Consider the following 12,569-nt stretch of genomic DNA (forward strand, 5'->3'; position numbering starts at 1 on the left):
ATCCAGCGTGAAGAAAAGGCAGCTAATAAAATGGCTGCCTATCTTCCTTTGGTATATGTTTGCAGTCCGTATGCAGGCGACATCAAGAATAATGTCAAGAACGCAAAAGTATACAGCAGATTTCTCGTTGATAAGAATGCTATCCCGATAACACCTCATCTTCTCTATCTACAGTTCATGGATGACGGCAATGAAAGAGAAAGAGCAATGGCTATGCACTTTAACTATGTGCTTCTTGGCAAATGCACGGAACTTTGGGTATTCGACGGAGTGGTTAGCCGCGGTATGACTCGTGAAATCGGTGTTGCCAAGAAAAGAAGAATGAAAATCAAATGGTTTGACCATGCGATGAAGAAGGTAAACGAATATGCTTAATTTCACTATATACACAGCAGATTGTGTCGGCAACAGCGGGAACTGTATGTATCCCAATAAGATGATTGTTACCAACAAGGACTCCTTTATCAAAGCAACGAAGATGGACCATGTAACTGCAAAGTATAAAGGAAATTATCGAAGTAAGGATAATTTCGAGTTCTCCGACTGTATTCCACTTGACTGTGATAATGACCATTCAGATAACCCGTATGAATGGGTAACTCCTCTTGATATAGCACTTGAAATACCGGGTGTTGCTTTTGCTGTATCATATAGCAGACACAACAATCTTCCAAAGGGAGATAAGTATGCACGACCAAGATTTCATATCTTTTTCCCTATTGAAATTGTATCGGATGAGCAGAAGTATGCAGAACTAAAAAAGAGAATTGCATCTGCATTTCCTTATTACGATACCAGTACTTTAGACTCTGCAAGATTCCTTTATGGCAATGACTCTGATGAAGTGGAGTTCTATGAGGGTGATAAAATCGTTGTGGATTTCTTAGGAGAAGACAAATTTGCGGATTTTGATGCGAGTCTTGAGCAAGTACCGGAGGGACAACGCAACAGTACCATGAGTCATATCGCGGGGAAAATCATCAAGAGGTACGGAAATACAGAAGAGGCTTATCAGATTTTTCTTAAGAAAGCTGAACTCTGTAACCCGCCACTTCTCGAAAGTGAATTGAATACAATATGGCATAGTGCAGGGAAGTTTGGCAGTAAGGTGTCAAAGCAAGAAGGGTATATCCCACCGGAACAATACAATTCGGACTGCAGATTAAAGCCCGATGATTTTTCTGATGTTGGACAGGCTATGGTTATTGCCAGGAATATAAGAACATTCTTCGATATTCCCCATCTACCGATTACATGGTTTACAACGGAAGTTTTTGGGAAGAGTCCAAGCCAAAGTCGCAGGGCGTTTCCAAAGACTTGACAGAAAGGCAGCTTGCCGAGGCTGAAACCGAAATGAAGAAGGCTATGGATGAACTTGTAAAGAATGGCGGTATGGAGATATTGGTTTCTGTGGGTCCAAAGAAAGCAGTGCAGATGTTCAATAAAAAGCAGGCACATACCTATGAATTGTATGAAGACGCCGCAGCTTACAAGAAGTATGCCATTAAAAGAAGAGATACCAAAAATATCTCCGCCACATTAAAAGAAGCCCGTCCGATGCTTGAAGTGGAACAGCGAAATCTTGATGCTGATGAGTTTATGCTGAACACACCATCTCTAACCTACGATTTAAGACAAGGGTTGAAATTTCCAATGGAACACAGGCCAGAGCATCTTATCACTAAGCAGACGACCGTTGACCCATCAAGTGATGGAGCAGATATTTGGGCAGCTGCACTTGCTCCCTTCTTCTTAAATGATCCCGACCTTATCGATTATGTTCAGAGAATGGTAGGAATTGCTGCTATAGGCAAGGTGTATGTGGAGGCACTTATTATTGCATATGGAGAGGGTCGTAATGGTAAGAGTACCTTTTGGAATGTTATCGCAAGAGTACTTGGTACTTACTCTGGCAACATTTCTGCGGATATGCTGACCGTTGGATGCAGAAGAAATGTGAAACCCGAACTCGCAGAGGCAAAAGGAAAAAGAATGCTTATTGCCGCAGAACTTGAAGAAGGCATGAGATTAAATACAGCCAATGTAAAGCAGCTCTGTTCTACAGATGAGATCTATGCTGAGAAAAAGTACAAAGATCCGTTTTCATATATTCCGACACACACACTTGTTCTTTATACCAATCACCTGCCAAAAGTAGGTGCTATTGATAAGGGTACGTGGAGAAGGCTTATCGTTATTCCGTTTGATGCAAAGATCGAGGGGAGTGCTGACATTAAGAATTATGCTGACTACCTGTATGAAAATGCAGGAGGGGCGATACTTTAGTGGGTAATTGAGGGTGCACGAAAGGTTATTTCAGACAATTACAAGATTGATCCGCCCAAGAAGGTGCGTGATGCCATTGAACATTATAAGGGAAGCAACGACTGGCTTTCCTACTTCTTAAGTGAACGCTGCGAACTTGACCATGCTTATGTGGCAAAGTCGAGCGAGGTATATAACGAGTATCGAATTTTCTGTGCACAAGTGGGGGAGTTTACTCGCAGCACAACAGATTTCTACACTGCTTTGGAATCAATAGGATTTGAACGTTTCCGTGACCGTAAAGGCAGGTATATCAAGGGGTTAAAACTGAAATCTGACTTTATTGAAGAGGACTGATGACAGTAGGTGTGACAGTTAATGACGGCTATTTACCTATATTGGCATGACCGTGAAAAAGCTGTATCTTAGCGCAATTCTCGACCTTTATGACAGGCGTATCGTAGCTTACAAAATTGGCAACAGTAACAACAACGATCTTGTGTTTCCCACATTTGATGAAGCAGTTCATCTGAATCCTGACGCACATCCAATCTTCCACAGTGACCGAGGATTTCAATACACCAACAGGGTTTTTCATCAAAAAATTGTTGACGCTGGAATGATACAGAGTATGTCACGTGTCGGAAGATGCATTGATAATGATCCAATGGAAGGCTGGTGGGGAATCCTTAAATCCGAGATGTACTATCTCCGCAAGTTTACAGATAAGGATGAACTGATTTTGGCGATAGAAGAATACATCAGGTACTACAATACAAGGCGTTACCAGCTCAAGCTGAATTGTATGACCCGATGGAATACCATGAAACGTATGCTGCTTGACCGGATGGCGGTCGCTGTGGCAAGCACAAATTGCACAGACTGCTTTTGGTCAATACATGGAATGTTTTTTTTTGCGCTGTCTACTTGACAGGGGGCGTGTCAGTCGAAATGATCTGGCTGTCTTTTTTTGTTGTACCATGATGAAATGTTCACATTCGTGTGGTATAATAAATTGAACTGATAGTGAAATCTAGTTGTACAGAAAGTGCTACGGTGAGTTAGATGCTTAGAAATAATATTGAAATAGATGTAAAAGTTAAGTGCGTAGAAGAACAGACCACTCAAGCAGAACTCGCTGAGAAGGTAGGCACATCTCCGTCATATGTGAACCGTCTTATCAAGAGTCCAGAAAAGATTGTGAATAAGACATTTGTCCAGATGATGGAACAGCTCGGCTATGACATTGAGCTTACTTATGTGAAAAAGACCAAGTAAAGGAATTGTAGCTATATGAATAATGAGATTAAACTCGACACAAAGCTTGTCGGGGATATAACAGGAGACTTTTATGTTCCTTCTTACCAGCGTGGTTATCGTTGGGGAGAAACAGAAGTAGTTCGTCTGCTCGATGATATTTATTCTACTGAGGGCAAACGCAACTACTGTTTACAGCCGGTTGTAGTAAGAAAAAATGGTGATAGATATGAATTGATTGATGGGCAGCAGCGTCTAACAACTATCTATCTTATATACCGTTTTATGAATGAAGAGAGTTTTGGCTTTATAGATGAGCCGAGATTTACCCTTTCATACGAAACCAGAGAGAAGTCTGAGGAGTTCTTAAAATCAATCGACGAATCCCGCAAGGAAGAAAACATTGATTTCTGGTTCCTTTGTGCTGCTTATGAAAGTATCAAGAAATGGTTTTCTGCAAGGGACAGAAAATCTACTCTGACAAATGTAAATAAGTACTTTGATGAAATCGTAAAAATTATCTGGTATGAGGTTGGAGAAGCTGAGGACGCGATTGGTCTCTTTACACGTTTGAATATTGGTAAGATACCACTTACAAATGCAGAACTGGTAAAAGCTATGTTTCTTAGCAAAGATACTGACGAAGATGTCGATAAGGAAAAACAAGAAGAGATATCTCTTCAGTGGGATAACATGGAGAAGGAACTCCACAACAATTCTCTGTGGTACTTCTTGACGAATAAAGCAAATGCTGACTATCAGACAAGAATAGATCTCGTGTTGGATCTTATATCAGGAAAGCCAGCTGATAATAGGGAGAAGTATTATACATTCTTTAAATTTGATGAAATGCGTCAGACCAAGTCATTAGACAGCATCTGGCGGAGCATCCAGCAGACGTTCTTAGTGTTGAAGGATTGGCATGGAAACCATGAACTATATCATAAGATTGGTTATCTTATTGCGTCCGGAATACTGACACTTCAGAAGATTTTCGACCTTTCGAAGGATAAGACTAAGGATGATTTTAGGGACTCCCTTGATGGCTATATTCGAGACAGCATAAAAATTAAGGGTAACTACTCAGATTTAAGTTACGAGAAACCATTAGATCAGAAAAAGATTGCCACATTGCTTCTATTATTTAATGTTGAATCAGTCCGAAGAAATGGTGAGCATTCTCAGTGGTTCCCATTTGATAAATACAAATTTGGCAGAGGTGGCAAAGTGACCTGGAGCCTGGAGCATATTCATGCGCAACAGTCAGAAGGTTTACGAACACAGGAAATGTGGAAAGAGTGGCTCACACTTCATATTCCGTCTGTAAAGTCTGTAAGTGATGATTCTGAAGAATTGATTGAACTCATGAATAGCGCTATTGCTAAGGATAAACTGGAACGTCAGGAGTTTGATGCAATTCAGCAGAGAGTTGTAGACTTACTTTCGGTTAAGGGTAATACAGAGTATTTGCATTCAATTGCTAATATGGCACTGCTGAGTTCGACGGACAATGCTGCGTTGAATAACTCGACGTTTGACGTAAAAAGAAATGAAATTATTAAAATGGACAAGGCTGGTCAGTATATTCCATTCTGTACAAGAATGGTGTTCCTGAAATATTACACGCCGTCCGCAGATAATCAGCTCCATTTCTGGGGACACGCAGATAGGGTTGCTTACGTTGATGCAATGAATACAGTGCTGGTAAATTATCTCGAAGAGCCAATCGTTCTAGAAAAGGAGGAAGAATAATATGGCGACTACACTTCACTCCTTTATAGACATTTTTGATACAACATTTGGAGAAGGCCCGGAGGCTGTGCAGCTTAAAAAGATCATCATTCCAATTATCCAAAGAGATTATGCACAGGGCAGAAAAGGATCTGATGTAACTCGCGTAAGAGGTAGATTTCTTGAGTCTTTATATAAGGCAGTAACAGAGAAACCAATTACGCTCGATTTCGTTTATGGCGATATAGATGATGAAGGAAATATGACACCGCTGGATGGCCAGCAGCGCCTGACTACATTATTTTTGCTTCACTGGTATGCAGCAAAAAAAGGTAACATATCGGAAGAGAATTACGAGTTTTTGAAGAAGTTTAGCTATGAGACCAGATACAGTGCGAGATATTTCTGTATTGATCTGGTAGATTATAAACCTGAATTCAAAACAGCAATCTCAAAGGAAATTGTAAACCAGGCATGGTTCCCGCTCGATTGGGAGAATGATCCTACAATTAGCTCAATGCTTGTAATGCTTGATGCAATTGATGACAAATTCAAGAATGTTACTGATCTCTGGGATAAGCTCAAAGAAAACTGCGTTACATTCTACTTCCTTCCTATTAAGGATATGGGACTGACTGATGAACTCTACATAAAAATGAATTCACGTGGTAAGCCACTTACTTTATTTGAGCATTTCAAAGCAGAGCTTGAGCGTGAAATTCGCAGTATAGATGAACAAAGAGCAAATCGTATCATGGGTAAGATTGACCGTGATTGGACAGACCTATTATGGGAATATCGTAATAGCGGCAGTGGTTCTTCTGACGATAATATTATCGATGATGAATTTCTGCGTTACTTCAAGTTTATTTGTGATGTAATTTGCTATCGCCAGAATGAGTCACCACTGGGTAGAAGCAATGATGCGTTTGATCTTTTGCAACAATACTTCTCAGCTAAGTGTCCTGATGCAATTAAGAACATTGAAACAATGGAGAGCTTCTTCGATTGCTGGTGCAATATTCCTGGATATGATTCTCCGACAGACTTCTTGAAGTCCTTCATGGCTAACAAACATGAGAGTGGTAAAATTCTTGTTGAGAACCGATTTAACTTGAATATATTTGAGGATTGCTTACATGCATATTCCGATAAAACCGGCCGTATCAGACAGTTCCCGTTAAATAGAATTGTGCTATTATATGCAATTACTACATATCTGCAGAACGTTGATAAGGTTACAGAGGCGGATTTCAGAAGAAGAATTCGTATTGTAAATAACCTGATCCGGAATTCTGAGGATGAGGTTTCAGACAGAACAGATAGAAATAGAATGCCAGCTATTTTGGCGGAAGCAGATGCTATCATCATCAATGGTGCTATTGATGATTCAATCGAGAATAACTTTAATGTAAGTCAGCTCTCAGAAGAAAAAGAGAAGATTACATTTATCGATGCCAATCCAGCTATGCAAGAAACCATGTTTGAACTGGAAGATCATTTCTTGCTTAACGGACAGATCAGTATCGTCGGTCTTGAGAACCTTGCATACACGAAGCGATTTGAATCTCTGTTTAAGTGCAGCCTTGATAGAATTGACTGTGCAATGATGGCATTAGGAGATTATGGACAGGTTGAGAGAAATAAGTGGCGTTACCAGTATGGATCGACATATCAATTTGCATGGGACGGTTTATTCCATAAGAGTGCGAATTCTGGATTTGATAACACAAAGAGTATTCTGATTTCGTTGTTGGATACCAATGAAGAATTCACAAATGAGGTACTTAAGAAGATAGCAGATGATTACTTACAGGAGTGCGAGAGTAACAACCTGTATCCATTCAGATACTACTACATCAAGTATCGTGAATACCGCCCAGGCGCATATGGAAAGATGCATAACAATTCAGCTTCAGCAAATCCATATATGTTCTTGGTTATGCAGACAAGGACTCAGCTGTCACAGAACTCATATTATCCTTATTTGAAGGTTGCTTCAGAAGTGCACTTGTCTAAGGACAATATGGGACAGAGGTTGATCTTTGGAGATGAGCATATTATTTGTACAAACAATTCATATTTGAGAAGAAAGAACGTTGGAGATGAGATTGTAGACACCATAGTCATTCCGCAGAATGAGGATGGAATTGATACTGAAGATCGAATCACACTTCTCAAAAACTATATCAAGGCTAATTTAAGCTGAGTAGCTTTACAAGAAGGGACAGTAAATGATATGTTTCCATTAACGTCAAAAAATGAACGACAAGTTCCCGTTAACGCAGGACATCAATAGTGGTGTCTCGGGGCACGTGGAGACGGTTTGCTTGCTGTCAAGAAAAGATAAATAAAGGCTAAAAAGTGGCGTATTTCCGGCTTTTCGGTAGTTAGGAGGTAATGCCTGACCTCTGAAAAGGCACGGTTATTTTATATGGAAACATATCTACTGCGAAAATGTGTGTCAGCTTGTAACCTCGGATTAGATGTCATGATTTGAGGCAGTGGATTAGATGTCAGGCATTTTGGGATGTTTTTGGGAAAATGAAAAAGGGTGACAACCAATCCTGCAGGACTGACTCCTATTGAAATCGGTCAGGGATTAACCTATAAAGAGGCAAAATTAACATCTCTTTACAAAAAGTTGTATCAACATCAATTTTCCAAAGAGGATATTACAACTGAAGTTCAGGAGTATTATGCTTCCATGCCAAAAGTATATCCCGATTTCAATGGAGGTTGGCAACCACATATTGTTTTTGTAGGTGAAATTATAGAGGTTAGGGATGAGCGATAAATTGGGATTTAGAGGATGTGAATGAGCAGCATGAAGAAAATAAAAGAAGGAATTAATTTGAAAAAACTCCTTAGGCTGAAGAATACAGGCAGTATCTTTGTGATTGCGGGGCTTTTGACGATTTTTGTAATAGCGTTGTACACATTTATTCTGCAAAGTTCTTACACTAAGACCGCCCTTGAAACAGAAATCACACGTGACACAGCAAGTGCAGATGCAGTACACAAACTAGTGGATGGAAGAATCGGCAAAGAAGATTTTGATCAAATCAAAGATCAATCTGATGAAAAGAAGCAATTATATAAGGATATTTCTTCATATTTCAATGAAATCAGAACACTGAATTCTACTCGATATATTTACACCGCTACAAAAAATGAAGAAGGAAAACTCGTTTATGTGGTAGACGGTTTGGATTCGGATGCGGATGATGTAAGACACCCTGGAGATTATATTGAGGAAGAAATGGTTCCGTATATTGATAGGGCTATTTCTGGGGAGAATGTGTACTCTCAGGATATCATTGATACAACATGGGGTCCGATTTTTACGGCTTGCTATCCTGTAAGAGCAAATCATGATGGGACTGGAGAAATCATTGGCGCATTTTGCATTGAAATGGATATGCAATCAGCTTATGGAATGGTTGAAGAGACGAATCATATTTCCATCATCTGCGGTTTAGTCGCAGGAGCTGTATTGCTTTTAATTTGTCTATATACCTATTATGTTTATCAGAAAAGCAAGGCAGAAGAGCAAAAACAAAAACAATTATTAATGACCGCCGCTGAGGAAGCAGATGCTGCCAACAAAGCAAAATCTGCGTTTTTGCTTAGTATTAGCCATGACATCAGAACGCCGATGAATGCTATTATTGGATTTACAAACATTGCGCTTCACCAGAACACGGTTTCAGATATTCATGATAGCTTGGAGAAAGTTCAAAAAAGTTCGAATCATCTTCTCTCTTTGTTGAATGACGTTCTGGATTTTACTCGCATTGAAAGTGGAAAAGTTACTATTTCGCCCGAGCCGGTGGACATTACTCAATTGACAGATAACGTCCAGGCGATTATGAATGGACTTATTTATAATCGAGATCTTAAGTTTGAAGTACATCGAGAAATCCCAAAGAACCCATATGTCCTTGCGGATGTTGCGCGTATCCGGGAAGTTTTGGTGAATCTTCTTGGCAATGCTGTGAAATTCACAAAGGACGGCGGAAAGATTACTTTGGATATCAGCAGTTACCCAGGAGCTGATGAGAAACATATCATAACTCGTTATGTTGTTCGAGATAACGGTATTGGCATGAGCGAAGAGTTCCAGAAAAAATTATTCGATCCGTTTTCACAAGAAGATGATGCTAATGCCAGAACTCAATATAAAGGAACCGGTCTTGGTATGGCCATCACAAAAAAATATGTGGATATGATGGGCGGTTCGATCGCTGTTGAAAGCAAAAAAGGTGTAGGTTCTACATTCACAGTGGAGATCCCACTGGAGTTGTCAGAACAGGTTATTCAATCAGAACAAAAACAACATCTACATAGAGATTTGACGGGTATTCATGTTCTTATGGCTGAGGATAATGATCTAAATGCTGAACTTGCTACGATGATACTGGAAGATGCTGGTACGACCGTAACACGCGCATCAGACGGAAAAGAAGTTGTGGATTTGTTTAAAAATCATCCACGAGGCACATACGATCTTATTTTGATGGATATTATGATGCCAAACATGGATGGACACCAAGCAGCAAAAGCCATTCGAGCCTTGGGTATAGAGCGGTCCGATGCAGTTACGATTCCAATTATAGCTTTGTCTGCAAATGCTTTTATAGATGATATTCAGGAATCCCTGGATTCAGGCATGAATGACCATATTTCCAAGCCGATTAACATGGAGGAATTGATCGATACTATCACTAAATACATTAAACACGATTAGGAAAACAAAGAAGTTAATTCTGATTTTCCTGTACCTTTTCAAAATATTCTCTGCTGATTATGGAAGATCTGGAACAAAATGCGTGCTACTGATTCTGAATATGCACTTGCGATGAAAAATGCTGATACCGCTAAGGTTTGGCTGCTTGAAAATCTCTTCGAGCTGCAGGCTGAGGAGATTGCAATTCAGACGTGTTTGGTAATGTAGCCATTCCTTATTTTTTATCAAAAAACAACAAAACTCGTTTGGCTAAAACTAAACCAAACGAGTTTTGTTGTTTACTCCCTGAGATTTTCTTTGAGTTTTACTTTTCGATATTCTTTTGGTGACATACCAATGTATTTATGAAACAGTCTGCTGAAATAAAGCGAATTGGTGTATCCAACCATATTTGCAATTTCAGTAAAGGTGTAGTCGGTATTTTCTAACAAACTTTGTGCGTTGGAGATTCGCAGCTTTAAGATATATTGCAGCGGACTGGATCCTGTGATTTCTTTAAAGCACTGAATAAACCAACAGTTGCTAAGTCCTCTGGATTCGGAGTACTCCTCAATGCTGATTTCTGTGTTGTAATTTTTACGAAAATAGTGCATCGCAAAAGCAACTTCTTTTTCACTGGTGCTGCTGAATTTCTTTGCACTCATGATTGCACGGCTTATCAAAACAAAAATATTTCGCAGCTGCAAAGAAATCAATTCATCATACCGTGGTCTGCAAAGCTGCAATTTCTGAATCATCTGACCAAATAACCACTGATAATCGGGAGATGTTCCAATATAGAGAATGTTATTTTGCAGGTTGATATTGTAATACTTTAAAATTTCTTCTACTTCATTTCCAGTAAAATGCACCCAATAAACATCGGTTTGATCTGCACGATAATAAACATATTCCTGTGGTTGATCCGGCAAATATATAATAATATTTCCGGCTGAAACCGTTTTTTCTTCTCCATGAATGAAAAAATGTCCTTTTCCGGAGGCAATATATAAAAGCTGATAATCTTTTCTTCCCTTCGGACTATGTGTTACTACTTCAGAACGATTTTTCACACGATAATTTCCACAGCTTGTTACAATCAAAGGTTTCGTATTATCCACTACAGTAGATGTAGAGTTGTTTAAATAGGCAACTCTGACCGCGCTTGTTACAAAGAACAGCAAGAAAAGAGTTCAGATGGGTTCTTATCGCTTTATCTTCGCATTTGGAACAAGCCTCCTGATTCAAGCTGTTACATTCCAATTTGTTGAAGCAATGGGCGGTGGTGCAAATGGCTGGAGAACAGTCGCAATTATTTATGCGGTTATCGGTCTTATTGTAAATACAATTTCCGCTCTTTCTGTAAAGGAACTTTCTGATGAGGAACTTGCAGACAGTGAAACAAAAACAGAAGAAACCAAAGAAAAACTTGGAATATCCGAAAATGAAGTTGTGATGGAATCACAAAACTAAAATGGAGGGAATAATATGAAATATTCACTCGACTGGCTGACCGATCCGGAAGTGTTTGCAGTCAACAGAATTGCAGCACATTCCGACCACAAAATCTATGCAAACCATTTGGAAGCCGATGCAGACAATTCCTCTTTGATTCAGAATCTGAACGGCACCTGGAAATTTGCGTGGGCAAAGAATCCGTCTGAATGGGAGCAAAAGTTCTATGAAGAAAGCGACAGCACTGACAATTTTGACAACATTCAGGTTCCGGGACACATGGAATTACAGGGATACGGCAAACCGCAGTATGTCAACACCATTTATCCTTGGGAGGGACAGGAACATCTCCGTCCGCCGTTTATCTCTGAAAAGGACAACCCTGTCGGCAGCTACGTCAGATATTTTGACTTGAACGATGCTCTGAAAAACAAGCGTGTATTCATTTCTTTTCAGGGTGTGGAAACTGCTATGTAAGTCTGGCTGAACGGCGAATTTATCGGCTACAGCGAGGATTCTTTTACACCGTCTGAATTTGAACTGACACCATATATCCGTGAAAAGGACAATAAACTTGCTGTCGCAGTGTTCAAAAGAAGTTCTGCAAGCTGGCTGGAAGATCGGGATTTCTGGAGATTCTCCGGCATTTTCCGTGACGTATTCCTTTATGCGGCACCGTCTGCCCATGTTCGTGATATGAAAGTGATTTCAGATTATGATGGTGCAAATGGTATCTTCTCTGCAACGCAGGATATTGTGGGCAAGTGTTCTGTGAAATCGATCCTGACAGATGAAAATGGAACGATCATCGCAGAATCCAATGAAAAGGAATCTGTAAACTGGACAATTGAAAATAGCAAGCCTTGGAGTGCCGAAATACCGAATCTCTACACGTTTACAGTGATTCTGACAGACGAAATCGGAAATGAAATCGAGGTCAGCAAAACCAAAGTCGGATTCCGCCGATTTGAACTGAAAAAAGGAATCATGTGCCTGAATGGAAAACGTATTATTTTCAAGGGTATCAATCGACACGAATTTGATGCGAAAACAGGCAGAGCAATCACAAAGGCTTGGTTTTGTCAATATCACTTGACACATTTTATTCGAACAAGAATTATGCAGCGAGAAA

Annotated in this window: 11 protein-coding genes and 3 pseudogenes; 13 read left to right on the top strand and 1 reads right to left on the bottom strand. The window is 39.8% G+C overall.

Features of this window, described 5'->3' with window-relative positions; genetic code table 11:
* The first annotated feature begins 30 nt into the window (after nt 1–30).
* From DW938_RS11965 to DW938_RS15300, 10 genes and pseudogenes are all read left to right on the top strand, one after another.
* Complete coding sequence (locus DW938_RS11965; RefSeq protein ID WP_347517428.1) at nt 31–375, top strand: DUF4406 domain-containing protein; 345 nt, start codon at nt 31–33, stop codon at nt 373–375.
* Nucleotides 368–1,321: a primase alpha helix C-terminal domain-containing protein gene (locus tag DW938_RS15360; RefSeq protein WP_347517429.1), complete on the top strand. Its 954-nt coding sequence runs from the start codon at nt 368–370 to the stop codon at nt 1,319–1,321. Before DW938_RS11965 ends, DW938_RS15360 begins: the two co-directional genes overlap by 8 nt.
* Entirely contained in the window at nt 1,255–2,286 is a 1,032-nt protein-coding gene (locus DW938_RS15365) for a phage/plasmid primase, P4 family (RefSeq protein WP_347517430.1), read from the top strand. The genes DW938_RS15360 and DW938_RS15365 overlap by 67 nt, the downstream gene beginning before the upstream one ends.
* 391 nt (nt 2,287–2,677) lie before the next feature.
* Nucleotides 2,678–3,076 (top strand): annotated as a pseudogene (locus tag DW938_RS11975) (DDE-type integrase/transposase/recombinase); the annotation flags it as partial.
* A gap of 254 nt (nt 3,077–3,330) precedes the next feature.
* Nucleotides 3,331–3,543 carry a helix-turn-helix transcriptional regulator gene (locus DW938_RS11980; RefSeq protein ID WP_117878085.1) on the top strand — a complete coding sequence of 71 codons (213 nt, stop codon included), beginning with the start codon at nt 3,331–3,333 and terminating at the stop codon, nt 3,541–3,543.
* A 15-nt stretch (nt 3,544–3,558) separates the two neighbouring features.
* Nucleotides 3,559–5,274: a DUF262 domain-containing protein gene (locus DW938_RS11985; protein ID WP_117878087.1), complete on the top strand. Its 1,716-nt coding sequence runs from the start codon at nt 3,559–3,561 to the stop codon at nt 5,272–5,274.
* A gap of 1 nt (nt 5,275) precedes the next feature.
* A complete protein-coding gene (locus DW938_RS11990) occupies nt 5,276–7,462 on the top strand; it encodes a DUF262 domain-containing protein (RefSeq protein ID WP_117878089.1) in 2,187 nt (728 codons plus the stop codon).
* Between the two features lie 345 nt (nt 7,463–7,807).
* Complete coding sequence (locus DW938_RS11995; protein WP_181984446.1) at nt 7,808–8,050, top strand: hypothetical protein; 243 nt, start codon at nt 7,808–7,810, stop codon at nt 8,048–8,050.
* 21 nt (nt 8,051–8,071) lie between these two features.
* Nucleotides 8,072–10,003 carry an ATP-binding protein gene (locus DW938_RS12000; RefSeq protein WP_242992534.1) on the top strand — a complete coding sequence of 644 codons (1,932 nt, stop codon included), beginning with the start codon at nt 8,072–8,074 and terminating at the stop codon, nt 10,001–10,003.
* 78 nt (nt 10,004–10,081) lie between these two features.
* Nucleotides 10,082–10,210 carry a hypothetical protein gene (locus DW938_RS15300; protein ID WP_278278298.1) on the top strand — a complete coding sequence of 43 codons (129 nt, stop codon included), beginning with the start codon at nt 10,082–10,084 and terminating at the stop codon, nt 10,208–10,210.
* 71 nt (nt 10,211–10,281) lie between these two features.
* Here DW938_RS15300 and DW938_RS12005 read toward each other — a convergent pair whose 3' ends face one another.
* Nucleotides 10,282–11,055: an AraC family transcriptional regulator gene (locus tag DW938_RS12005; protein WP_242992536.1), complete on the bottom strand. Its 774-nt coding sequence runs from the start codon at nt 11,053–11,055 to the stop codon at nt 10,282–10,284.
* Nucleotides 11,056–11,131: 76 nt separating this feature from the next.
* Between DW938_RS12005 and DW938_RS12010 the strand changes: the two are divergent.
* The 3 genes and pseudogenes from DW938_RS12010 to DW938_RS15175 all read left to right on the top strand — a co-directional run.
* Nucleotides 11,132–11,425: pseudogene (locus DW938_RS12010) on the top strand (MFS transporter); the annotation flags it as partial.
* Between the two features lie 45 nt (nt 11,426–11,470).
* Nucleotides 11,471–12,340 (top strand): annotated as a pseudogene (locus DW938_RS15170) (sugar-binding domain-containing protein); the annotation flags it as partial.
* A gap of 84 nt (nt 12,341–12,424) precedes the next feature.
* A partial coding sequence (locus DW938_RS15175; protein ID WP_242992538.1) for a glycoside hydrolase family 2 TIM barrel-domain containing protein occupies nt 12,425–12,569 on the top strand: 145 nt, incomplete at its 3' end.

The organism is Ruminococcus sp. AM43-6 (assembly GCF_003461785.1).
Lineage (GTDB): Bacteria > Bacillota > Clostridia > Oscillospirales > Ruminococcaceae > Hominimerdicola > Hominimerdicola aceti.